Genomic DNA, 24,130 nt, shown 5'->3' with positions numbered 1-24,130 from the left:
CTCCCTTGCGTTGACGGCTACTTGACCGCGCCGGCCATCACGCCGGACACGAACTGCCGCTGGAACGCGAAGAAGACGGCCAGCGGGATCACCATCGAGATGAACGCGCCGGGTGCCAGCACGTCGATGTTGTTGCCGAACTGCCGTACCTGCGTCTGCAGCGCGACCGTGATCGGCTGGCTCCCGGAGTCCGAGAAGATCAGCGCGACCAGCAGGTCGTTCCACACCCACAGGAACTGGAAGATGCCGAGGGCGGCGATCGCCGGGCCGCCGAGCGGCATCACTACACGGAAGAACAGGCGCAGTTCACCCGCTCCGTCCAGGCGCGCGGCCTCCAGCAGCTCCCTCGGGATCTCGGCGAAGAAGTTCCGCAGCAGGAACACGGCGAAGGGCAGGCCGAAGCCGACGTGGAAGAGCACCACGCCGAGCACCGTGCCGAAGATTCCGATGTTGCCGAAGAATTCGGCGATCGGGATCAGCGCGACCTGCACCGGCACCACCAACAGGCCGACCACGCCCAGGAACCACCAGTCCCGGCCCGGGAACTCCATCCAGGCGAAGGCGTAGCCCGCCAGCGAGCCGATGATCACGACCAGCAGGGTCGCCGGGACGGTGATCCACACCGTGTTCAGCAGGGAGCTGGTGATGTCGTCGTTCTCCAGCAGCTTCGCGTAGCTGTCGAAGGTGATCTGCGACGGCTCCGTGAACACCTTCCACCAGCCGCTCGCCGCGATGTCCTCCGGCGAGCGGAGACTGGACAGCAGCAGGCCGATCGTCGGCACCAGCCAGAACAGGCCGACCACGATGAGGAACACCCGCAGCAGCCCACCGCTCACCCCCTCGGCGAGCCGTGCCCCCAGCGACTGCTTGGCCTTCATCGCCGCACCTCCCGCCTCAGCCGCCTTACGTTGAACCACATCACCGGGATCACGAGCAGCAGCAGGAACACCGAGATGGCGCTGGCGATGCCCGGCTGGTCCTCGGAGAAGCCCTTGCGGTACAGCTCCAGGGCCAGGACGTTCGCGTCGTCCTGGGAGGAGCCGGGGGCGATGATGAAGACCAGGTCGAAGACCTTCAGCACGTTGATCATCAGGGTGACCATGACGACCGCGAGGACGGGCGCCAGCAGTGGCACCGTGACCCGTCTGAACACCTGCCACTCGGACGCGCCGTCGACCCGGGCGGCCTCCAGCAGCTCCCGGGGCACGCTCGCGAGCCCGGCCGCGATCAGCACCATCGCGAAGCCCGCCCACATCCAGATGTACGAGCCGATGATGGACGGGGTGACCAGGGACGGGCCGAGCCAGTCCAGGCCGTTGTACGGCTCCTTGAAGTTGCTCGCCGGAAGCTGGAGCCGGGCGCCGTCGGCCGAGGCCGGCAGAGTGAAGGTGCCGTCGTCGGCCGCCGTCGCCGACGCCACGACCTTGCCGTCCTTCACGGCCTCGATCTTCATGCCCGCATAACCCAGTTCGGCCGGGTCGACCCCGTTGAGCTTGCCGACGCCCTTGCCGCGCGTGAAGTCCTGCCAGGTCGTACCGGTGACCTTGTCCGGCTCGGGCTTCGGCGCCACGGCGGCCTTCGCGTCGTCGGGCATCAGATCGGGCGCCACACCCACCAGGGGCAGCGAGGCGGCCTCGCCCGCGCGGACGGGCGACTTGGTGATGAACGCGCCGCCCCCGGCCGGTTCCAGCGGCGACTCCCGGCCCGGGTGGGCCTTCGGGAACGCCGACGACGGGGCGAACGTGTCGTGCACGCCCACCCACACCGCGTTCGCCACGCCCTTGTCCGGATCCTGGTCGTACACCAGGCGGAAGATGATGCCCGCCGCCAGCATCGAGATCGCCATCGGCATGAAGACGACCAGCTTGAACGCCGTACCCCAGCGCACCCGTTCGGTCAGCACCGCGAAGATCAGGCCGAGCGCCGTCGCGACCGTCGGCGCGAACACCACCCAGATGATGTTGTTCTTCAGCGCGGTGCGGATGCCCTCGTCGGTGAAGAGGGACTTGTAGTTGTCTATTCCGGCGAAGCCGTCACCGGACTGGTCGTAGAAGCTGCGCACGACCGAGTACCCGATCGGGTACACCACGAGCGCGCCGAGCAGGACGAACGCGGGCAGCAGGAAGAGCGCCGCGACGGTCCTGCGGGTGCCGGTCACACTCTTGCGTGTCTTGGGGGCGGCAGGGGGCCCGTCGCCCCCTGCCGCCGTGGCTGACGTCATGGCATCAGTTCCCGTAGGCCGCGGCCGCTTCGGCCTCCAGCTTCGCCTGGGTACCCGCGATGTCCTTCGGGTTCTTCAGGAAGTCCTGCAGGATCTTCCACTCTCCCTTGCCGGGCGTACCGCCGAAGGCCTGCGGGGCCTGGTCGGACATGTCGAAGCGGAAGTCGTCACCGGCGTCGATGAGCGCCTTGGCGATCTTCTGCTGCACCGCGTTCGGGTACGCGGAGTTCGGCACGTTCTTGTTCGGCGAGAGGTAGCCGCCCAGCTTGGCCTGGATCTGCGCCGCGTCGGGCGAGGCGAGCCAGGTGGCCAGGGCCTGGGAGCCCTTCGAGTCCTGAAGGATCACGGCCGCGTCACCGCCCGAGACCACCGGGCCGTTGTCACCGACCGCGGGGAACGGGAACACCTTCGCGTCCGTCCCGATCTTCATGCTCGACGGGATGTTGACCTGCGCGAAGTCACCCGCGGAGACCATGGCCGCCTTGGGCTGGTCCCCGCCGGTGAAGACCTGCGTGACGGAGGCCGGGAAGTCGGTCTGCAACGCCCCGTTGGCCCCGCCCGCGATCCAGTCGGCCTTGCCCCAGACCTGCGCGAGCGTGGTCAGCGCGTCCTTCACGGACGGGTCCGTCCACTTGATCTCGTGCTTGGCCAGTTGGTCGTACTTCTCCGGCCCTGCCTGGGACAGGTAGACGTTCTCGAACCAGTCGGTCAGCGTCCAGCCCTCGGCGGCGCCGATGGAGAACGGGGTGACGCCGGAGTCGAAGACCGTCTGCGCGGTGTTGAGCAGATCGGGCCAGGTCTCGGGCTCACTCGCCCCCGCGTTCTCGAAGACCTGGTTGTTGTACCAGATCAGGGACTTGTTGGCGGCCTTGTAGTAGACGCCGTACTCCTTGCCGCTCACCTTGCCGATGTCCTGCCAGCCCTGCGAGTAGTTCTCGCGGAGCTCCTTGAGGGCGTCGGAGCCGAGAGGCTTGGCCCAGCCCTTGTCGACGGACTGCTTGATGGCGCCGGGCTGCGGCAGCATCGCGATGTCCGGCGGCTGCCCGCCGGCCACCTTCGAGCCGATGAAGTTGATGATCGGGTCCTGCGCGGGCACGAACGTGACCTTGGCGCCCGTGCGCTTCTCGAACTCCTGCAGAACCTTCTTGAAGTTGGCCTGTTCGGTGCCGCTCCAGACGGCGGCGACCTCCAGGCTCGTCCCGTCCAGTTTCGGAAGGGTGACGTTGCCGGCGGTCTGCTGGGTGTCGCCCGTGCTTCCACTGCTGTCGTTGTCGCTGCTTCCGCAGGCGGTGAGCGAGAGCGCGAGCGCTCCCGCGGCGACGGCGGCCGCTGCCCTGGTGGCTCTGCGGCTCTGAGGGGTCGCCTTGTCCCGCTGAGGCGACCAACGTGTCCGGATGGTGCTGCTCGTCATGCGCATGACTGCCCCGTTCTTCGTTTCTCGTCGAACGTCGAGCGCGCTCCCGTGCGATCTGGTCTACGCCCGGGTGTGCGGGGCGGCAAGATGGCGTCGGCTGTCAAGCGGGGGATCGTGACCCCCTCGTGACCAGGGTCTGAACCCCTGATCACCGAGAGGGGTCGGCTTCCGGCCAGCACCACGTACGCGTGCTGACGAGTGCTACAGAAGCGATGGCACCTGTGCCGCCGAGACTTCCCTCGCCGCCCTTTCCAGCGCGCTGGCCAACAGTGCCAGGTCGGTCGGGCCGTTTCCGAGTTCCCGCACCGGGCGCCGGGCCGGAGGGTCACCCATGCGGTGCCATTCCAGCGGTACGACCGTGGGGCGCAGGGTCGCCGTCCGGGGGATGCGGCCGGTGACCCGCCCGCCCTGGAGCGGTGTGACCCGCCCGTCCGCGCACGTCAGGCTGCCCCGGCCGGGCGCGGGCTCGTCCGGACCCGGTGTCGGGGCGTCGAGCGCTACGCGCAGGGTGGCCCGGCGGGCCGGTTCCGTCTCCGCCGTACGGGGGCAGGGGCCGCAGGCCGTCACCAGGTGGACGCCCAGCTGCTCGCCCTCCCGGGCCACGGCCTCCAGCGCGCGCATCACCGAGCCGGCGGCGGGCCGCCCGGTCGAGCCGAGCGCGGGGGACACCAGGGCGTCCAGGTCGTCCACGACCACGACGAGCCGGGGCAGCGGTGGCGCCGCCTCGGTCTGCCGCCGGGCCGCTCCGGGGCGCAGCCGCATGGTCGAACTGGACGGGGAGTCGAGATCCCCGGCACCGCCGGGCCCGGCCGCCGTCTCCGCCCGGGCACCGCCCCGGGCCGTGGCCGTGGTCGTGCGCTGCGTGACCATACGGCCCGACAGCTCGCGACCGCTGTGCCACTCGGCGAAGTCGGACCGGCCCAGCAGCTCGGCGCGCCGCTTCAGCTCGGCGCTCAACGACTGCGCGAACTCCCGCATCCGGACCGGGTCGTGGGCCGAGAGATGCGTGGTGACATGCGGTACGTCCGTACACACCCGCAGTCCCTCGCCATGCCCGCCGCCCGAGCCCGAGCCCGAGCCGGGGCCGGGGCCGCCCCGGCCGTCGACCAGCACGATGCCCAGGCGGTCCGGCCGCTCGGCGGCGGCCAGGGACGCGACGACCGCCCGCAGCAGCTCGGTGCGGCCGCTGCCCGGCGGGCCCTCGATCAGCAGATGCGGTCCCTGGGCCGCGAGGTCGGCGCCGACCGGGCCGCGCGGCCCGGCGCCCAGTACCGCGCGCACCCGGCCGCCCAGCGCGTCCGCGTCGTCGGCCGCGTCCGCCCAGCGCGCCATCAGCGACGCCGGGGTGGCCCGGGCCAGGCCCAGCTCGTCCAGCAGCCGGGCGGCCTGAGGCAGCGGCGCGGAGACACGTGGCTGCCGCTCGCTCGGCGCGGCGTCCGTCCGCAGGGGCGCCAGCGCCCGCGCGAACCGCTCGGCCCAGGCGGGGGAGACGGCGTCGACGGTGGCGACCGTGCCGTGACCGGCCGGCGCGGAGTCCGCTCCGGCCCGGGCCACGCGCATCAGCCGCAGCGCCGTCGCCACGTCCCCGCTGAGCAGCGCGACCGCACCGCACTGCCGGAACGTCGGCGACACCGCGCAGGCCGCCTCGTACGTCTCCGTCACCGGCGAGGCCGGGGAGGCGGCGGCCGTCTCGGCCAGGCACACCACGTGTATACCGGCGCGCGGGCCCTGTGCCGCGAGCCGCCCCACGGCATCGCGCAGATCGGCCCCGCCGGGGTCGCCGTCCACGACGAGCACGGTGAACGGACCGGGGAAGGGGGCGGAAGCGTCCGTGTCAGGGGCGTCGTCCGGAGCCGGGTGGCTGGTGACAGGGTCGGCGCTCCCCGCCCCTGCCTCCGCCAGCTGGTCCTCCAGGCGCCGGAGGAGCTCGTCGGTGCGGGCCGCGGCCTGTTCGCGGTCGTGGGCGAGGAGCAGCCGGCAGTCCTGGCCGTGCCCGGGCCGGACATGCGGCAGCCAGCCCAGCCAGGACCACTCGGCGGTGCGCTCCTCAAGAGGACGGGAGCGGTCCGCGGCGATCAGGACGATCTCCAGCATGTCGGGAGAGTGCAACGCGGTGAGCTGGGCCAGCAGGGCACGGGCCAGCCCGCCGAGCCGCGCCCGCGGCCCGGCCAGACCCAGGGCGCCCACCTCGCGCAGCCCGGCGGTCACCGGCACGGCGGGCAGCAGGCCCGAGCCGTCCGGCACCGCCCGGTCGGCCGTGCCCAGACGCACCGCGAGCGCCTCCGGGTGGCCCGGGCCGCGCTCCCACAGCCGGGGCCCCGGCCCCAGTGCCGTCAGCAGCAGGGTGGCCGGATCCGGCCAGGTCTCCGGCACCGCCGACACGACGGCGGCGCGCTCCGCCGCCCCACTCGCCGGCTCGTCCCCGTAGGCCTCCCGCGCCTCCGGCTCCCGCTCGCCACGCCCCCCGGCCAGCCGCCGCGCCCACGCGCCGATCCCGCCCCGCCTGCGGGCCCCTTGCGGTATGTCGGTTCCCCGGAGGGGAGTGCCCTTGCGGCCGCGCCCGGACGGCTCGTCCGGGGTACCGGCTGGGGTGTCCTGGCCGGGGCCGCGACCGGGGTGAGTGTTTCGTCCCGCGTCCGGGGAGCCGGCCGGGGTGCCCCGACGAGGGTCGCCACCGGAGCGACCGTCCCGTCCCGGCCCGGCCGCCGCGGAAGCCGGCATGTCGACGGCTCCGGCCCGAGGGCCGGAGCCGTAGGCCCCACCGGTGCCGTCAGCCCCGCCTCCGGAGTAGGCCCCACCGCCCGCGAGTGCCCCGCCCCCGGCGTGGTCGCCACGGCCGGTGACCGCACCGCCGTCGGCGTATGCCCCGCCCCCGGTGAACTGCCCGCCCCCGGAGTGTGTCCTGCCCCCGGCGTGTGTCCCGTCGTCGGCGTGGTCGCCACGGCCGGTGACCGCACCGCCGCCGTACGCCCCGCTGCCGTACGCACCACCGCCGTACGCCCCGCCCTCGGCGACCTGCCCGCCCGGCGCCCCCGCTCCGAACCGCCCCGCAGCATGGGTGTCGCCGTCGCCGAGGCCCGCCTGCGACGACGCATCGCGCTGCCGGGAGCCGTGGGCCGGGCCGTCGTCGGGGGAGGCCATGGGCGAGGAGCCCTCGGCGGCGCCCCGCTGCCGGGGCGGCCGGGTCGCGCCGTCCGGTGAGGCCGGGCGCGTCCCTTCACGGGCTGCCGCGCGCGTGGAGTCGTCGGGGAAACCGGCGGAAGCCGTGCTTCCCGGGGCCCGTGAGACACGCCGCCCACGCCCAGCGGTGCCCGGCCTGCCCTCCTCGCCACCCGGGTATGCCCCACGTCCAACCGGCCCGGGCCCCTCCGCGCCCCTGCTCTCCACCCGGGGCGCCCCGCCCTGCCCCGGCACCACGGCCGAGTCGTCCGGGCCCTGCCCGGTCGCGCCAGGCGTGCCCCAAGCCGCCGAGCCGTAGGCATGCCGCGTAGGACCGGAAGGCCCGGCCGGCGTCGGGCTCGTCACGCGCGGGTGGGCCGTCGTGCCACCGTCGGCAGGGCCCGGCACGCGCACGTGCCCCTCCCCGTCCGGTGTCGTGCCGACCCGGGCGCCCGGTCCTCCGGCGGGAGCCAGCCGCAGGGCCGACTCGCCTATCCGCAGCAGCGCCCCGGGCGTGAACCGGACGGCCCTGCCGCCCACCGGCCTGCCGTCCAGCGTCGTGCCGTTCGTGGAGTCCAGGTCGGCGACCGCGACGCGGCCGTCGGCGCCCACGGTCACCGCGCAGTGCAGCCGGGAGACGTCCGGGTCGTCCAGGGGGACGTCCGCGTCGGCGGAGCGGCCGATGCGGATCTCGCCGCCGTGCAGCAGATGGACACCGCCGGCGTCGGGGCCGGCGACCACCTGGAGCTGGGCCGGAGCGTCGTCCAGCTCGGGGTGCGGCTCCGGCTCGCCCGGCGCGCCCACGGACAGCACCGCGCCGTCCGTCAGCGGGGGCTCGCCGAGCGTGCAGCGCTGGGCGTCGAGCCGCTGCTCCCCGGCGTACAGCACCACCGTGCCCGAGCCGTCGCCGCCGGAGACCACCTGGGAGAGCGCCGAGGCCACCGCCGCGAGCGCCGTACCGGCGGGCGCCGTGACCAGCACGTCGCTGCGTGGGGCACGGCCCTGCGCCGGCGCCGACGGGCCCAGCGGATCTACGACGGTCAGCCGGATCTGCATCGCCGTCAGCGGTCCCTTCTGCCCGGGCGCGGAGTCCCCCACCCCGCCCCAGCACGTCGGCCAATACTGCAGGCATCCTCGCACCTGCCACTGACACCGCGCCCCTCGCTCGGGAAAAGGTGATCTTGATTGGTCGGCTCTGCCCGCAAAAGTGCCTGAGAGATGACCCACAGGCGACGTCTTGAGATCGGTCACGTTCGTTCACGGCAACCACAAGACCGAGGTGAGCGTCTTCGCTTCGAACGGATGTGACAACGGCTACGTAAGACCCACAGAAAGCCGACACCCCGGTCCCCGGCAGCACGGCACTACAGTGGGTCGGACACAGGCCAGCAGGCAAGGCAAGCAGCAGGGAGCGCATGACGTGCGGCCGGTAGGCAGCAAGTACCTGCTCGAGGAGCCGCTCGGACGCGGCGCCACGGGCACCGTCTGGCGAGCCCGCCAGCGCGAGACCGCGGGCGCCGAGGCGGCCGTGCCGGGGCAGCCCGGCGAGACCGTCGCCATCAAGGTCCTCAAGGAGGAGCTGGCGAACGACGCGGACGTCGTGATGCGGTTCCTGCGGGAGCGCTCCGTCCTGCTCCGGCTGACCCACCCGAACATCGTCCGGGTCCGTGACCTGGTCGTCGAGGGCGATCTGCTGGCGCTCGTCATGGACCTCGTCGAGGGCCCCGACCTGCACCACTACCTGCGCGACAACGGCCCCTTCAGCCCCGTCGCCGCGGCCCTGCTCACCGCGCAGATCGCCGACGCGCTCGCCGCCAGCCACGCCGACGGCGTCGTCCACCGCGACCTCAAGCCGGCCAACGTCCTGCTCCAGCAGTACGACGGCCGGATGCACCCGCTGCTGACCGACTTCGGCATCGCCCGCCTCGCCGACTCCCCGGGGCTGACCCGAACCCAGGAGTTCGTCGGCACTCCCGCGTACGTCGCGCCCGAGGGCGCCGAGGGCCGTCCGCAGACCTCCGCCGTCGACATCTACGGCGCCGGCATCCTGATGTACGAGCTGGTCACCGGCCGTCCGCCGTTCGGCGGCGGCTCCGCCCTGGAGGTGCTGCACCAGCACCTGAGCGCCGAGCCGCGCCGCCCCTCCACGGTCCCGGACCCGCTGTGGACGGTCATCGAGCGCTGTCTGCGCAAGAACCCGGACGAGCGGCCCAGCGCCGAGAACCTCGCCCGCGGCCTGCGCGTCGTCGCCGAGGGCATCGGCGTGCACGCGAACTCCGCGCAGATCGCCGCCGCCGAGAGCGTCGGCATGCTCCTGGCACCCGACCCGGCGCCCGCGCCCGTCCCGGACATGTCCGGCCAGGCCGACCCCACCCAGGTCCTCCCTCAGGGCGCGGGTTCCTACGACCCGAACGCGGCGACCAGCGTCATGCCGCACACCGGCGGCCCGGCCGGTGCCGGCGACCCCACCTCGGTCCTGCCCCATAGGGGCGCGGCCGACCCGACCGCCGTCATGCCCCGGTCCCGCCGGGATCGCCCGGCCACCCCGGCCAGCAGGGCCAGGGCGGCGGGCCCGAGGACCCGCACCCCTGGCAGAACCAGCTCCGGGCCGCCCGCGACCGCAACGAGCAGACCCAGGTCCAGAACTACCTCGACCCGGGTCAGGACCCGCTGCGCCGCCGCCCCCAGCGCCAGGTCGCCCGGCCGCAGCAGCCCCCGCAGCAGCCTCCGCAGCGAGGCCGGCAGCCCCAGCCCGGACCCGGCTACGGCCATCCGCAGCAGCAGCCCCAGCAGTACGCCCCGCAGCACCAGGCCCAGCAGCCGCAGCGCTACGCCCCGCCCCCGCCGCCTCCTCAGCCGCAGCAGCCCCAGCAGCCGCAGCGCGAGCCCCGGCAGCCGCGGCAGCGCAGCGCCAACCCGATGCGGATCCCCGGGCTCGGCTGTCTGAAGGGCTGTCTCTTCACGATCGTCATCCTGTTCGTCGCCGGCTGGCTGATCTGGGAGCTGAGCCCGCTCCAGGAGTGGATCGGCACCGGCAAGGGTTACTGGGACCAGCTCACCGACTGGTTCAGCACGGTGACCGGCTGGATCGAGAAGCTCGGCGGGAGTTCGGGCACGAACTGACCCGAACCGGCATGCGGGGTTGGTGATTTGTCGACACCTGGCGGGTGATTTCCGCCCGGGCGGTGAAGGTTGGCTCTTCCTGCGCGTAGTTTTAGCGACAACACGCGTCGGTAGGAGCAGCCTTGGCACGGAAGATCGGTAGCCGGTACACCGCCCACCAGATTCTGGGGCGGGGCAGCGCCGGCACGGTGTGGCTGGGTGAGGGGCCCGAGGGCCCGGTCGCCGTCAAGCTGCTGCGCGAGGACCTCGCGTCCGACCAGGAACTCGTCGGGCGCTTCGTGCAGGAGCGAACGGCGCTGCTCGGCCTGGAGCACCCGCACGTGGTGTCCGTGCGCGATCTGGTGGTGGACGGCAACGACCTGGCGCTGGTCATGGACCTCGTCCGCGGTACGGACCTCAGGACCCGGCTGGAGCGGGAGCGTCGGCTGCCGCCCGAGGCGGCCGTGGCGATCGCGGCCGACATCGCCGACGGGCTGGCGGCCGCGCACGCCGCGGGCGTCGTGCACCGGGACGTGAAGCCGGAGAACGTGCTCCTGGACATGCGGGGCCCGCTCGGCCCCGGCGGCTCCCATCGCGCCCTGCTGACCGACTTCGGCGTGGCGAAGCTCATCGACACCCCGCGCCGGACCAAGGCCACGAAGATCATCGGCACTCCGGACTATCTCGCCCCGGAGATCGTCGAGGGCCTGCCCCCGCGCGCGTCCGTCGACATCTACGCGCTCGCCACGGTGCTGTACGAGCTGCTCGCGGGCTTCACCCCGTTCGGCGGCGGCCATCCGGGCGCGGTGCTGCGCCGGCACGTCACGGAGACGGTCGTGCCGCTGCCCGGCATCCCCGACGAGCTGTGGCAGCTGCTGGTGCAATGCCTGGCCAAGGGACCGGCCTCGCGGCTGCGGGCCTCGGAGCTCGGGGCGCGGCTGCGGGAGCTGCTGCCGATGCTGGCGGGCATGCCGCCGCTGGAGGTCGACGAGCCGGACTCGGAGTCCGCCGAGGAGGACGACCGGGAGGAGCTGCCGGCCGGCCCGGCCCCGGCCGGGGAACGGATCCGGCGGCGCGGCGCGGTCCCCCTGGTCCCGGGCGCGAAACCGGCCGACTCCAACCGGGACACCCACACCTCGATGCGCGTGCCCGCCCCCGACGAACTGGCGGGCGGCGCCCACGGCACGGCCCGCGCTCCCCGCACCACCGGCACTCCCCGCCCCGGCTCCGCCCGCAACCGAGCCGCCGCCCGACGCCGCCGCCTGGCCCTGGGAGCGGCAGCGATCGCCCTGGCGGCCGCGATCGGCGTGGGTGCCTGGCTCTCCGCATCGGAGGGCGACACAAGCCCCCCACCCCAGGACACGAGGAACTCGGCCCCCCAGTCCCCCTGACCCGGGCCGGGCAACGACAGGGGCCGATGGCGGTGGTGGTCGCATCCCGGCACCGATGACCCGGCACCGCCGGACACCGAGCTCGGCTCTGCGGCTCCCGGACCGTGCCGGAGAACAGCGCGAGCCGATGGCACCGGCGGTGGTGTCCGGACCCGGACACCGATGCCGGGTGGCCGAGGAGGCCGTGCCGCCGGACGCCGGGCACCCGGCACCCGCGCCCCGCCCTGCCCCCCGGCCCGCACCGCGGGGCCCGGCGGGTCTTCGGTCGGTCGCTCCGCCCGCCCGGCGATGGCCGCCGGGCGGAGCCGTTACGCTGGAGGCGTGGCAGTCGTCGATGTATCCGAAGAGCTCAAGTCCCTCTCCTCGACCATGGAGTCGATCGAGGCCGTTCTGGACCTCGACAAGATGAGGGCAGACATCGCCGTGCTCGAGGAGCAGGCGGCCGCGCCGTCCCTCTGGGACAACCCCGATGAGGCGCAGAAGATCACCAGCAAGCTGTCCCACCTCCAGGCCGAGGTGCGCAAGGCCGAGGCCCTGCGCGGTCGCCTCGACGACCTGGGCGTCCTCTTCGAGATGGCCGAGGAGGAGGACGACCCGGACACCCGCGCCGAGGCCGAGTCCGAGCTCACGGCCGTGAAGAAGGCGCTGGACGAGATGGAGGTCCGCACCCTCCTCTCCGGCGAGTACGACTCCCGTGAGGCTCTGGTGAACATCCGCGCCGAGGCCGGTGGCGTCGACGCCGCCGACTTCGCCGAGAAGCTCCAGCGCATGTACCTGCGGTGGGCCGAGCAGCGCGGCTTCAAGACCGAGATCTACGAGACGTCGTACGCGGAGGAGGCCGGCATCAAGTCGACCACCTTCGCCGTCCAGGCGCCCTACGCGTACGGCACACTCTCCGTCGAGCAGGGCACGCACCGGCTCGTGCGCATCTCGCCCTTCGACAACCAGGGCCGGCGGCAGACCTCCTTCGCGGGCGTGGAGATCCTGCCCGTGGTGGAGCAGACCGACCACATCGAGATCGACGAGTCCGAACTGCGCGTCGACGTGTACCGCTCCTCCGGCCCCGGCGGCCAGGGCGTCAACACCACCGACTCCGCGGTGCGCCTCACCCACATCCCCACCGGCATCGTCGTCTCCTGCCAGAACGAGCGGTCGCAGATCCAGAACAAGGCGACGGCCATGAACGTGCTCCAGGCCAAGCTGCTGGAGCGGCGCCGCCAGGAGGAGCAGGCCAAGATGGACGCCCTCAAGGGCGACGGCGGCAACTCCTGGGGCAACCAGATGCGTTCGTACGTGCTGCACCCGTACCAGATGGTCAAGGACCTGCGCACCGAGTGCGAGGTCGGCAACCCCGAGGCCGTGTTCAACGGCGAGATCGACGGGTTCCTCGAGGCCGGAATTCGCTGGCGCAAGCAGCAAGAGAAGTAAGTTTGTCGACAAGGCAACTGCCGCCATGGACGCGGTGGTTGCCTTTTCTGTGTCTGGATGTCCAGCTTTTACATCACACTCACAGAGTTCGACTCCCCGCATAGCCCCCAGAGTTGGACATGGCGCCCGCAAACGCCCTTGACGTGTTCTTGAAAAATGGGAAGGGTAAAGCGCGGCATGCGTGTCTCTGGGGCGCATGTGAACCGGGGGGCCTCTTCATCGCAGCTTTCCCCGTCGAGCACAGCCCCGAGCGATGCCCTAATGACGATGAGCTACTGGGGGTAGCAACCTTATGACGAAGAAGACGCGGATCCGTGTGGCACGGATAGCGGCCGGCGCCGTGATCGCGGCCGGCGCCTCGCTGACCGCCGCCGGTGCCGCATCCGCCGCGGAGACCGACAACTGCCTCCTCGGCATCCTGTGCGCCGACGAGTCGCCCACTCCGACCCCGACGCCGACGGATGTCCCCACGGACATCCCCACCGACGTCCCGACGGACCTCCCGACCGACCCGCCGTCGACCGAGGAGCCCACCGACGAGCCGACCGAGCCCACGGACGAGCCCACCGAGCCGACCGAGGACCCGACCGACGCGCCGACCGACCCGGGCAACGGGAACGGCAACGGTGGCGGCAACGGCAACGGCAACGGTGGCAACAACGGCGGTGGCAACAACACCGACCCCGACGGCGGCACCTCCCCGCAGGAGGAGGGCTCCTCCTCCCTCACGGACACCGGCTCGGACTCCACCCCGGCGGCCCCGCAGGGCCAGGCCCAGGCCCAGGGCAACGGCGCGGAGCTCGCCGAGACGGGTGCCGCGCAGACCACCTTCCTGGTGATCGGCGCCGCCACGATGATCGCCGGCGGTGTCGGCTTCCGCCTCCTGCCGCGCCTCGTGGGCGGCCGCGGCGGGGCTGCCGCCTGACGGTAGCCACGTCCGTACGGACTGTGTGCGCAGCGCGAAACCGAGGGCCCGGAGCGATTCGCTCCGGGCCCTCGGCCGTGTCTGTGGCGCGCGCTGTTACGCGGTCTGGTGGGCCAGCAGGGCCACCGCGGCGATCAGGACCGTCAGCAGGGCGATCAGCGTCATCGGGTTCAGGTTCGCGAGGAAGTTCTCCTGCTGCAGGCGCTCGCGGTTCGCGCGGCAGACGGGGCAGCGCCCCTCGCTGACGGGGGCCGCGCAGTTCGCGCACACCAGCCGGTCGTACGTCATGCGCTCGCCCTCCTTGCGACGGTTCCAGGTATCCAACGTGTGCGGGGAGGAGAATGTTCCCCTCTCCACTTTGCCAGGTTCCTCGGCGGGGTGCGCGGTCGCTGCCGAAGGTGTGCGCCCCTCGGGTGGTCGGCACAAAACGGAACATCCATGGCGCAACCACAGTCGGTGACTGCGCTGCCCTCCCCGGTTCGCGTATGGTCACGCTCATCTACCCCCGGCGACCCGTGGTGCACCCGTGATCCGATTCGACAACGTCTCCAAGGTCTACCCCAAGCAGACCCGCCCCGCCCTCAGGGATGTCTCCCTGGAGGTCGACAAGGGCGAGTTCGTCTTCCTCGTGGGGTCCTCGGGCTCCGGAAAGTCCACCTTCCTGCGGCTGGTCCTCCGCGAGGAGCGGTGCAGTCACGGGCAGGTGCACGTCCTGGGCAAGGACCTCGCACGCCTCTCCAACTGGAAAGTGCCGCAGATGCGGCGCCAGCTGGGGACGGTCTTCCAGGACTTCCGCCTGCTGCCGAACAAGACGGTCGGCGAGAACGTCGCCTTCGCGCAGGAGGTCATCGGCAAGTCGCGCGGCGAGATCCGCAAGTCCGTCCCGCAGGTGCTCGACCTCGTCGGCCTCGGCGGCAAGGACGACCGGATGCCCGGCGAGTTGTCCGGTGGTGAGCAGCAGCGCGTCGCCATCGCGCGGGCCTTCGTCAACCGGCCGAAGCTCCTCATCGCCGACGAGCCCACGGGCAACCTCGACCCGCAGACCTCCGTCGGCATCATGAAGCTGCTCGACCGCATCAACCGGACGGGCACGACCGTGGTGATGGCCACGCACGACCAGAACATCGTCGACCAGATGCGCAAGCGCGTCATCGAACTGGAGAAGGGCCGCCTCGTCCGCGACCAGGCCCGCGGTGTCTACGGCTACCAGCACTGAGACCGCACCCTAGATCACGGAAAGGCATAACGAGTCGCCATGCGCGCCCAGTTCGTCCTGTCGGAGATCGGCGTCGGTCTCCGCCGCAATCTGACGATGACCTTCGCCGTCATCGTCTCCGTCGCCCTGTCGCTCGCCCTGTTCGGCGGGTCGCTCCTGATGAGCGACCAGGTCAACACCATGAAGGGCTACTGGTACGACAAGGTCAACGTCTCGGTCTTCCTCTGCAACAAGAGCGACGCCGAGTCCGACCCCAACTGCGCCAAGGGCGCGGTCACCGACGACCAGAAGAAGCAGATCAACACCGACCTCGACAAGATGGGTGTGGTCGAGAAGGTCACGTACGAGTCCCAGGACCAGGCGTACAAGCACTACAAGGAGCAGTTCGGCGACTCCCCGCTGGCCAGCTCCCTCACGCCTGACCAGATGCAGGAGTCGTACCGCATCAAGCTGAAGGATCCGCAGAAGTACCAGGTCATCGCGACCGCCTTCGACGGGCGGGACGGCGTGCAGTCCGTTCAGGATCAAAAGGGCATTCTGGATAATCTCTTCGGGCTGCTCAACGGTATGAACTGGGCGGCGCGGGCGGTGATGGCGCTGATGCTCGTCGTCGCGCTGATGCTGATCGTCAACACCGTGCGCGTCTCGGCGTTCAGCCGGCGGCGCGAGACCGGCATCATGCGCCTGGTCGGCGCCTCGGGCTTCTACATCCAGGCGCCGTTCATCATGGAGGCCGCGGTCGCCGGACTCATCGGCGGCACCCTCGCGTGCGCCTTCCTGCTGGTCGCCAGATACTTCATCATCGACCACGGTCTGGCGCTGTCCGAGAAGCTGAATCTGATCAACTTCATCGGCTGGGACGCGGTCCTGACCAAGCTGCCGCTCATCCTCGCGACGAGCCTGCTGATGCCCGCGATGGCCGCGTTCTTCGCGCTGCGCAAGTACTTGAAGGTGTGACACATGCCAAAAGGGGCCGTGCGGTCAACCGACCGTACGGCCCTTCCCCTTGTCCTAGACTCACCGGCATGTCAGGTCGTGACCCGTTCTGTCAGCCCCGTCGCATCCGCCGCGGAGCCGCCCTGACCTTGCTCTTCACGAGCGTGCTCGTCGCCGGCGCGGCCACCGGATCCCTCCCGCAGGCCGACCGGAAGTCCGCTCCGGACGAGGCCCGTTCGGCCACCCCGGCCGGGCATCACGCCGATGTCACCAGGGCCGCCGAGGAGGCCATGGCCCACGGCAAGTCCCCGATGGAGGCCGCGAAGCGCGCGGTCAGCCGCAGCGGGGACCGCTGGGGCGCCGTCTACTCCCAGGGCGAGTACGAGGAGTTCGAGGAGTCCCTCGACGGCCAGTACACCGGCGTCGGCCTGTGGGCCCGCAGTGAACGGGACGGCCGTATCGAGGTGACGAAGGTGCGCTCCGGCTCGCCCGCCGCCACCGCCGGGATCCGCCCCGGGGACCTGCTGCGCAGCGTCGACGGCGAGAAGACCGACGGGCGGCCCGTCACCGAGGTCGTCTCCTTACTGCGCGGGGACGCGACCGAAGCCACCGCCGGCACCACCGTCCGTCTCGGCCTGGAGCGCGGCACGCGCGCGTGGAGCGAGACCCTGCGCCGGGCCCGGCTGTCCACGGACTCGGTCAGCGTCCGGGAAGTCGCCGGTTCGGTCACCGTCATCAGGGTCGACACCTTCACCAAGGGCTCCGGCGACCGGATCCGCGAGGCCGTCCGGCGGGCCCCGCGGGGAGCCGGCATCGTCCTCGACCTGCGTGCCAACTCCGGCGGCCTGGTCACCGAGGCCGTCACCGCCGCCTCCGCCTTCCTCGACGGCGGCCTGGTCGCCACGTACGACGTCGACGGCGAACAGCGCGCCCTGCACGCCGAGCCCGGCGGCGACACGACTAGACCCCTGGTCGCGCTCGTCGACGGCGGGACGATGAGCGCGGCCGAGCTTCTCACCGGTGCCGTCCAGGACCGCGGACGGGCCCTCGTCGTGGGCTCCCGTACCTTCGGCAAGGGCTCGGTCCAGATGCCGAGCAGGCTGCCCGACGGCTCCGTCGCGGAGCTGACCGTCGGGCACTACCGCACCCCCTCCGGCCGGGGGGTCGACGGCCGGGGCATCACGCCCGACCTGGAAACCGACGACGGAGCCCTCCAGCGGGCCGAGGCCCTGCTGCGCGGCCTCGCGGGCCCGTCGTAATCGACTTTCCCGCGGCCCCCTCCGTAGTGCGAAAATGGACGGCACTATGGCTAAGGAAAAAGGGCGCAAGATGATCGCGCAGAACAAGAAGGCGCGGCACGACTACCTCATCATCGACACCTACGAGGCCGGTCTGGTCCTCTCCGGGACCGAGGTGAAGTCGCTGCGCCAGGGACGAGCGTCGCTGGCCGACGGCTTCGTGCAGATGGACGGCAACGAGGCGTGGCTGCACAACGTGCACGTGCCGGAGTACAGCCAGGGCACCTGGACCAACCACAGCGCCCGGCGCAAGCGGAAGCTGCTGCTGCACCGCGCCGAGATCGACAAGCTGGAGTCGAAGTCAGGGGAGACGGGCCACACCATCGTGCCCCTCGCGCTGTACTTCAAGGACGGCCGTGCCAAGGTCGAGATCGCGCTGGCGAAGGGCAAGAGGGAGTACGACAAGCGCCAGACGCTCCGTGAGAAGCAGGACCGCCGGGAGACCGACCGCGCGATCGCGGCGGTGAAGCGGAGGCAGCGCGGGGCGTAGGGAATACGCTGGCACCGACCCGCGTTGGTCACGTACGATGGTGACTGCACCCCACAGCGGGAGCGAGCCCCTCTCCGGAGGGATTGTCAACACAACATGGGGATGATCGGTTTCGACAGCGGCTGTCGAAGCAGGGGAAGCGTGTCGAGGAAGCGGCAATGATCTCGTAAACCATATGTCGCAAAAAATAATCGCCACTACCAAGCGCGATTCCCAGTCCTTCGCCCTCGCTGCCTAATAAGCAGTGAGTGAAGGACCCTAAATGGGTGTCAGCCCGGGAGCGTTCCCGACCCGGATCCTGGCATAATCTAGGGAACTAAACCATCGAGCCCGGTCACGGGGCCCGATGGGAAACCAAACAGTGACTGGGCCCGTCGGCGACTTGTTCGCGTGATCGCCGGGGCCGAGAAAATCACAGCGAACTGCACACGGAGAAGCCCTGATTCCGCACCGTTGGACGCGGGTTCGATTCCCGCCATCTCCACTCATCCCATGTGGGCACAGGCCCCGTCGCTTCCGAGCGGCGGGGCCTGTGTCATGGGCCGGACTGTCATGGCCGGACAGCGTGGCCGTCGGCGCCGGCGAGAGTCCAGGGGATCGCCGGGTCGCTGCACGACGCCCGCAGGGCGTCCCCCTCGCGTACGACCGTGAAGGTCACGTCCCCGACCGGCACCGTCACCTCGTCGCCGGGCCGCAGCCCGTACGCCCGCAGGGTCACCCCGGAGGCATGGTCGTAGTCCGGGCGGTCGTCCACCGCGCCCACCGGGATCACGGCCCCGGGCCGCACCAGCAGCGGCACGCTCAGGAACCCGAGCCGCTCGCGCACCCAGCGCGGGCCGGTCACCGTCTCGCCGGAGAGGAAGTGGGTCCAGGTGCCCTCGGGGACGTAGTAGGTGACATCGCCCTCGTCGCTGAACACCGGCGCGACCAGCAGGTCCGGGCCGAGCATGTACTGCCGTTCCAGGTGCGCGCACCCCGGGTCGTCCGGGAACTCCAGCACCATCGCCCGCATCACCGGCACGCCCTCGGTGTGGGCGGTCCGGGCCGCCTCGTACAGATAGGGCATGAGCCGCAGCTTCAGCCGGGTGAAGTGGTGCGTGACCTCCACCGACTCCTCGTCGAACAGCCAGGGCACGCGGTACGACGAGCTGCCGTGCAGCCTGCTGTGCGAGGAGAGCAGGCCGAAGGCCAGCCACCGCTTGAACAGGGCCGGAGTCGGCGTGCCCTCGAAGCCGCCGATGTCATGGCTCCAGAAGCCGAAGCCCGACAGGCCGAGGGACAGTCCGCCGCGCAGGGACTCCGCCATCGACTCGTACGTCGCCTCGCAGTCACCGCCCCAGTGCACCGGGAACCGCTGGCTGCCCGTCGTCGCCGAGCGGGCGAAGAGAACGGCCTCCTCCTCGCCGCGGTGCTTGCGCAGCACCTCGAAGACCGTGCGGTTGTAGAGGTACGTGTAGTAGTTGTGCATCCGCTCCGGGTCGGAGCCGTCGGACCAGGTGACATCGACCGGCACGCGTTCGCCGAAGTCGGTCTTGAAGCAGTCGACGCCCTGCGCGAGCAGCGCCTCCAGCTTGGCGGCGTACCACTCGCGGGCGGCCGCGCTGGTGAAGTCGACCAGGGCCATGCCGGGCTGCCACATGTCCCACTGCCAGACGCTGCCGTCCGGGCGCCTCAGCAGATGCCCGAGCGCCTTGCCCTCGGCGAACAGCGGGGAGCGCTGGGCGACGTACGGGTTGATCCAGACACTGACACGCAGGTCACGGGCCTTGAGCCGGGCCAGCATGCCTTCCGGGTCCGGGAACACCCGCGGATCCCACAGGAAGTCGCACCAGTGATACTCGCGCATCCAGAAGCAGTCGAAGTGGAAGACGGACAGGGGCAGTTCCCGCTCCCGCATGCCCTCGATGAAGGACGTCACCGTCTCCTCGTCGTACGAGGTGGTGAAGGACGTCGACAGCCACAGACCGAACGACCAGGCGGGCGGCAGCGCCGGGCGGCCGGTCAGGGCCGTGTACTTGCGCAGGATGTCCTTCGGGGTCGGGCCGTAGATGACGTAGTACGTCAGCTCCTGGGTCTCCGCGCTGAACTGCACCCGGGACACGACCTCCGAGGCGACCTCGAAGGACACCTGGCCCGGGTGGTCGACGAAGACGCCGTAGCCCGCGTCCGTGAGGTAGAAGGGCACGTTCTTGTAGGCCTGTTCGCTGCAGGTGCCGCCGTCGGCCTGCCAGATGTCGACGACCTGCCCGTTCTTCACCAGCGGGCCGAAGCGCTCACCGAGGCCGTAGACGGCGGTGCCGACCTGCAGTACCAGCTGTTCGCGCAGGTGGTGCGCGCCGGTCGCGTCCCGCATGATGCCCATGCTCTGGTGGCCGCTGCTGGTGAGCGTGCGGCCGCGCGCGGCGAACTCGACGTGCCAGGGGCCGCCGCGGGCCACCCGGACCGACAGCTCGCCCGAGGTCAGGGTCGTGTGCTCGTCCTCGTACGTGATCCGCGCGGGTGGCCGGGAGTCGGTGAGTTCGAACTCCGGGCCCCGGGGCTGCCCGCCCGTGAAGTGCGTCAGCGTCAGGCCGATGACGTCGGGCATGGGGGTGTGGGCGCGCAGCGTCAGGACGGGGCCCGTCATCAGGTCGCCGCGGGAGCGGATGGGCCGGGTCGGCGCGTGGAACTCCAGCGCGTTGTCCGACTCGGTGACGTCGAGGACCTCGGCAGGGTGGGCCGCGGTGACGCCCTCGCGCAGGAGCCAGTAGCCGTCGGTGAACTTCATGTGGGGCCCCTAACTTCCCGGCGCATGGTGTCGAAGAGCTGTCGAAGCGCTTCGACAGCTGAACGTATGCGGGGTGCGTGAGGGCGTCAATGGGGTGTCCAGCAATCGGTGAAGCGTTTCGACGAGCTGGCCAGGGATAGCACCAGAGCCAGGGCTGCCGCTGTCACCGGGATGCCGTATCCGGCCGTCGCCGACACATGCTCCACCGTCCAGCCGCCGAGCGCGCCGCCACCGGCGATGCCGCCCAGCAGGCCGGTCACCGCGAGGGTCATGCCCTCGTTCAGCCGGCCCTCGGGGGTGCGCTGCTGGACCAGCGTCATGGTGGTGACCATCGCCGGGGCCGTCGCCGTCCCGGCGACCAGCAGCGCGCCCGCGAGGCACAGGAGAGAGCCGGTGAGGCTCGCCGCGAGCAGCGGCAGGGTCAGCGAGGCGGCCATCGCGGCCACGCACCACGGCAGCCGTGCCGCCGCCGGCCCGGTGGGCTTCGCGGTGCCGTACAGCAGGCCCGCCGCGCAGGAACCGGCCGCCTGGAGCGCGAGGACGGCACCGGCCGCCGACTGGTGGCCCTGCCTGTCGGCGAACGCGAGCGTGACGACCTCCGTGGAGCCGAAGATCCAGCCCATCGCCAGACAGACCGCGAGCAGCGGGGGCATGCCGGGGGCGCGCAGCGGCGCCTTCGCGGGTATCCGCTCGCGGACCGGCGGCTCCGTCGCACGCCGGGTCGTGAAGAGGAGCATCCCCGTCAGCAGCAGCACCGCGCCGACGAGCGTGCCCGCCTCCGGGAAGAACGCCCCGCACAGGAAGGCCGCGAGCACCGGCCCCAGCATGAAGCACAGTTCGTCCGCGGCCTGCTCGAAGGAGTGGGCGGTGTGCAGGCCCTTCGGATCGCCCACCAGCAGATGCGCCCAGCGGGCCCGTGACATGCCGCCGGTGTTGGGGGTCGTGGCGGTGGCCGCGTAGGAGGCGAACAGCGTCCAGTTGGGGGCGTCGTGGCGCACGCAGAGCAGCAGTGCGAGGGAGCCGAGGACGGCGATCACCGTCGCGGGCAGGGCCACCTTGGCCTGGCCGTGCCGGTCGACGAGCCGCGCGGTCCACGGCGCGACCACCGCGGTCGCCGCGAGCCCCGTCGCCGTGACCGCACCGGCCAGGGCGTACGAGCCCCGCGTCCCGGCGATCATGACGACCGCGCTGACGCTGAACATGCCCATCGGCAGCCGGGCGATCAGGTTCCCGGCGGTGAACGCTCGGGTGCCCGGCAGGCGGAAGAGGCGGCGGTACGGGGCGAGATACGGCATGCCCCCACCGTCGCCCGGCGGTGATCAAGCGGTCCAACACCTGTTCCGTACGGACTCACGCACCTGGATTGTAGGACCGCCCCGTATTTCGTCATACAGAGATATGGAGAGTAGTGATGCTTCTATTGGCGCATGGAAAAGATGCTGAACGGGGAAATCCTTCACTCGTTTGCCGCGCATCCGCCGAAGTGGGCCGACGGTTAGTCGGTACATGACCGAGGCGACCAGGAAAAATGGTTGGGCGGTAACGCTCGGCCCGTACACCTATATTCCCGCTCCGGCGCACTCGTCGGCCACCGTCAATGGCACGCTAACCAACGGCGGTTGCCCGGTCACGCTGCAGGTGACCGAGCCGGTTCTGCGCGATTTCATCGATGCCATGAGCGTGCTGGAAAAGGATCTTGCGCGACGGTGGATCAGTGCCACGGAATGGCCCGCATTTGCGCTTGCGGAATAGTCGGGTCGCGCGATGTATGACAATAAAATCGAAGGCAGTGGCCGACACCGGGCTCCGGCCCGGGAATTCTTCACCCCCCTGACACCACCGGACCCGACCTGGGATCCGGCCGAGGAACTGGCGTTCATCCTCGAGGAGGCACTGGGGCAGCAGGCGGCGAGGGTTCCCGCCCCTCGTGACGAGGTGATCGAGGCGGACCCGGACCCGGTGGATCCGGAGCCCGTGCCGGTCCGGGTCGCTTCGGGCGCCCACATGAGGCGGCTCCAGGACATCACCGAGGAACTGCCGCCCGTGCGGGACGTCCACCGGCGCCACCGCAAGGTCCGCACCCGCAAGAGACCCGGCCTGCTCCGCACCACCAGCCTCTTCGTCGCCGCCCTGGCTGCCGTCATCGCCTCCGCGGTGAGCCTCCTGGGCGGCATGGTCGCCTACGACCCCCTGCGCCTGGTCGGCGTCTCCCCCGAGGGGAAGAGTTTCGGCAGCTGGTGGCCCCTGCTGGTGTACGGGCCGTGGCTGGTGGCCTCCCTGTCCGTGCTGCGGGCCGCGCTCCACCAGCGCCGTGCCGTGCACTCCTGGTGCGTGGTCCTGGTCTTCTCCTGCGTCGCCGTACTGCTCTGTGTCGCCCAGGCGCCGAGGACCGTCCTCGGCACCGCGGCGGCCGCCCTGCCGGGTGTGGCGGCCCTGGCGTGCTTCCAGCAGGTCGTCCGCCAGATCACCCTGACCCGCCCACCCCTGCGCACGGTGCCCCGGCACCGCCTGGGCCAGACCGGGGCGCGCGACGCGCCGGGCGCCGACGCCGGGGCGGGCGCGGGTACGGGTGCGGGGACGGGGCAGGGCGAGGTTCCCGGGCGGGGCGCCGGTTCCTGAGCCCCGCGCTGTCGGGAGGCGGCGCGGCCTGGGTCCCCGTGCGGTCGGGTAGCGGTGTCGCCTGAGTCCCGCGCTCTCGGGGAGCGGCGTCGTCCCGTCGCTCCCCGCTGTAGGTTCACCGCATGCCAGCCCACCTCGACCCCCGGCTGCTGCGTGGCTTCGTCACCGTCGCCGAGGAACTGCACTTCACGCGTGCCGCGGTGCGTCTGCACGTGGCGCAGCAGGCGCTCAGCCGGGATGTGCGGCGGCTGGAGCGGGAGCTGGGCGCCGAGCTGTTCGTGCGGACCACCCGGCAGGTGACGCTCACGCCCGAGGGGGAACGGCTGCTGCCGTACGCCCGTCGCGTGCTGCGTGCGCAGGACGAGCTGCTCGCCGCCTTCGACCAGGCCCGGCCCCTGCTGGTCGACCTCAACTCCCCGGGCCTGGTCACACCGCGCCGCGTGCTGCACCGGGCGCGCGAACTCGCCCCCGGGCAAGAGCTGATGGCCCGCTACGAGAGCGGCCTGACCGGAGCCGCCGGGGAGCTGCTCGCCGGGCGGCTGGACGCGTCGTTCGGACGGTTCGCCGGACTGGACCCGGCGCTGCGGGCCGGGCTCGACCATCAGCCCGTGCGGTACGAGCCGATGGCGGTCGTGCTGCCCGAGGACCACCGGCTGGCCGCGCTGGAGACGGTGCCGCTCGCCGAGCTGGCCGGCGAGACCGTCTACGCGGGGGCCGGCAATCCGCGCACACCGGAGTGGACCGGCCTCGCGCGGCAGCTGTTCGAGGGACGGGGCATCGAGATCGCGCCACCCGCGCCACTGGCCGTGGGCGAGGAGGAGTTCCAGCGGATCATGGCCAGAACACGCCGTCCGGTCCTGGCCGTCGTGGGGTTCCCGGCCCTGCCGTCGATGGTGTCGCGACCCCTGGTCGATCCCGTTCCGCTGTCTCCCGTGTCGCTGGTGTGGCGCAGGGGCCTGACCCACCCCGCGTTCGACGCGCTGCGACGGGCGGCGGCCCGCCTGGCGGCGGAGGAGGGGTGGCTGGGCAGGCCCGCCGGGGCCTGGATTCCGGCCGAGGACGATGTCCGCATGGCGTCTCGCGGCTGACACGATTCGGTACGCGGTCCACACGGAACCTCCGCGTGCGCTACATTCAACACCTGAGCACGGTGTGGTAATGGGG

Annotated in this window: 17 protein-coding genes, 1 other RNA gene and 1 pseudogene; 12 read left to right on the top strand and 7 right to left on the bottom strand. The window is 71.6% G+C overall.

Features of this window, described 5'->3' with window-relative positions:
- Nucleotides 1-17: 17 nt before the first annotated feature.
- From ACQEV8_RS17055 to ACQEV8_RS17040, 4 genes are all read right to left on the bottom strand, one after another.
- Nucleotides 18-878, bottom strand: coding sequence for a carbohydrate ABC transporter permease (locus tag ACQEV8_RS17055; RefSeq protein ID WP_432961030.1), 861 nt, complete (start codon nt 876-878; stop codon nt 18-20).
- Nucleotides 875-2,221: a carbohydrate ABC transporter permease gene (locus ACQEV8_RS17050; RefSeq protein ID WP_432961028.1), complete on the bottom strand. Its 1,347-nt coding sequence runs from the start codon at nt 2,219-2,221 to the stop codon at nt 875-877. The genes ACQEV8_RS17055 and ACQEV8_RS17050 overlap by 4 nt, the downstream gene beginning before the upstream one ends.
- Before the next feature lie 4 nt (nt 2,222-2,225).
- A complete protein-coding gene (locus ACQEV8_RS17045) occupies nt 2,226-3,638 on the bottom strand; it encodes an ABC transporter substrate-binding protein (protein ID WP_432961026.1) in 1,413 nt (470 codons plus the stop codon).
- Nucleotides 3,639-3,836: 198 nt separating this feature from the next.
- Nucleotides 3,837-7,850, bottom strand: a complete 4,014-nt coding sequence (locus tag ACQEV8_RS17040) for an FHA domain-containing protein (protein ID WP_432961024.1) — start codon at nt 7,848-7,850, stop codon at nt 3,837-3,839.
- Between the two features lie 364 nt (nt 7,851-8,214).
- Here ACQEV8_RS17040 and ACQEV8_RS17035 point away from each other — a divergent pair.
- The 4 genes and pseudogenes from ACQEV8_RS17035 to ACQEV8_RS17020 all read left to right on the top strand — a co-directional run bounded on the left by ACQEV8_RS17035 (nt 8,215) and on the right by ACQEV8_RS17020 (nt 13,640).
- Nucleotides 8,215-9,917 (top strand): annotated as a pseudogene (locus tag ACQEV8_RS17035) (serine/threonine-protein kinase).
- Between the two features lie 122 nt (nt 9,918-10,039).
- Complete coding sequence (locus ACQEV8_RS17030; protein WP_432961022.1) at nt 10,040-11,287, top strand: serine/threonine-protein kinase; 1,248 nt, start codon at nt 10,040-10,042, stop codon at nt 11,285-11,287.
- A 321-nt stretch (nt 11,288-11,608) separates the two neighbouring features.
- Nucleotides 11,609-12,715: a peptide chain release factor 2 gene (gene prfB, locus ACQEV8_RS17025; protein ID WP_432961020.1), complete on the top strand. Its 1,107-nt coding sequence runs from the start codon at nt 11,609-11,611 to the stop codon at nt 12,713-12,715.
- 292 nt (nt 12,716-13,007) lie between these two features.
- Nucleotides 13,008-13,640 (top strand): hypothetical protein, encoded by a 633-nt coding sequence (locus ACQEV8_RS17020; RefSeq protein ID WP_432961018.1) that lies wholly within the window; start codon nt 13,008-13,010, stop codon nt 13,638-13,640.
- A 96-nt stretch (nt 13,641-13,736) separates the two neighbouring features.
- Here ACQEV8_RS17020 and ACQEV8_RS17015 read toward each other — a convergent pair whose 3' ends face one another.
- Complete coding sequence (locus tag ACQEV8_RS17015) at nt 13,737-13,928, bottom strand: hypothetical protein (protein ID WP_261683029.1); 192 nt, start codon at nt 13,926-13,928, stop codon at nt 13,737-13,739.
- Nucleotides 13,929-14,166: 238 nt separating this feature from the next.
- On the opposite strand from ACQEV8_RS17015, the gene ftsE reads away from it, so the two are divergent.
- The 5 genes from ftsE to ssrA all read left to right on the top strand — a co-directional run bounded on the left by ftsE (nt 14,167) and on the right by ssrA (nt 18,067).
- A complete protein-coding gene (gene ftsE, locus ACQEV8_RS17010) occupies nt 14,167-14,856 on the top strand; it encodes a cell division ATP-binding protein FtsE (protein ID WP_432961016.1) in 690 nt (229 codons plus the stop codon).
- A gap of 39 nt (nt 14,857-14,895) precedes the next feature.
- Entirely contained in the window at nt 14,896-15,813 is a 918-nt protein-coding gene (gene ftsX, locus ACQEV8_RS17005) for a permease-like cell division protein FtsX (RefSeq protein WP_432961014.1), read from the top strand.
- 68 nt (nt 15,814-15,881) lie between these two features.
- Nucleotides 15,882-17,051, top strand: coding sequence for a S41 family peptidase (locus ACQEV8_RS17000; RefSeq protein WP_432961013.1), 1,170 nt, complete (start codon nt 15,882-15,884; stop codon nt 17,049-17,051).
- Between the two features lie 46 nt (nt 17,052-17,097).
- Nucleotides 17,098-17,580, top strand: a complete 483-nt coding sequence (smpB, locus tag ACQEV8_RS16995) for an SsrA-binding protein SmpB (protein ID WP_432961012.1) — start codon at nt 17,098-17,100, stop codon at nt 17,578-17,580.
- Between the two features lie 98 nt (nt 17,581-17,678).
- Nucleotides 17,679-18,067: a transfer-messenger RNA gene (gene ssrA, locus ACQEV8_RS16990) on the top strand.
- Nucleotides 18,068-18,130: 63 nt separating this feature from the next.
- Here the strand turns inward: ssrA and yicI are convergent.
- Nucleotides 18,131-20,347: an alpha-xylosidase gene (yicI, locus tag ACQEV8_RS16985; RefSeq protein ID WP_432961010.1), complete on the bottom strand. Its 2,217-nt coding sequence runs from the start codon at nt 20,345-20,347 to the stop codon at nt 18,131-18,133.
- 86 nt (nt 20,348-20,433) lie between these two features.
- A complete protein-coding gene (locus ACQEV8_RS16980; protein ID WP_432961008.1) occupies nt 20,434-21,642 on the bottom strand; it encodes an MFS transporter in 1,209 nt (402 codons plus the stop codon).
- Nucleotides 21,643-21,853: 211 nt separating this feature from the next.
- Here ACQEV8_RS16980 and ACQEV8_RS16975 point away from each other — a divergent pair, with 211 nt between their 5' ends.
- From ACQEV8_RS16975 to ACQEV8_RS16965, 3 genes are all read left to right on the top strand, one after another.
- Nucleotides 21,854-22,099 (top strand): hypothetical protein, encoded by a 246-nt coding sequence (locus ACQEV8_RS16975; RefSeq protein WP_391109576.1) that lies wholly within the window; start codon nt 21,854-21,856, stop codon nt 22,097-22,099.
- Between the two features lie 12 nt (nt 22,100-22,111).
- Complete coding sequence (locus tag ACQEV8_RS16970) at nt 22,112-22,966, top strand: hypothetical protein (RefSeq protein WP_432961006.1); 855 nt, start codon at nt 22,112-22,114, stop codon at nt 22,964-22,966.
- Between the two features lie 122 nt (nt 22,967-23,088).
- Nucleotides 23,089-24,054 carry a LysR family transcriptional regulator gene (locus ACQEV8_RS16965; protein WP_432961004.1) on the top strand — a complete coding sequence of 322 codons (966 nt, stop codon included), beginning with the start codon at nt 23,089-23,091 and terminating at the stop codon, nt 24,052-24,054.
- The last annotated feature ends 76 nt before the right edge of the window (nt 24,055-24,130 follow it).

The organism is Streptomyces sp. CA-179760, from assembly GCF_050937045.1.
Lineage (GTDB): Bacteria > Actinomycetota > Actinomycetes > Streptomycetales > Streptomycetaceae > Streptomyces.
Note: the sequence above shows the minus strand (reverse complement) of the source record. Positions and strands in the feature narration are given on the sequence as shown.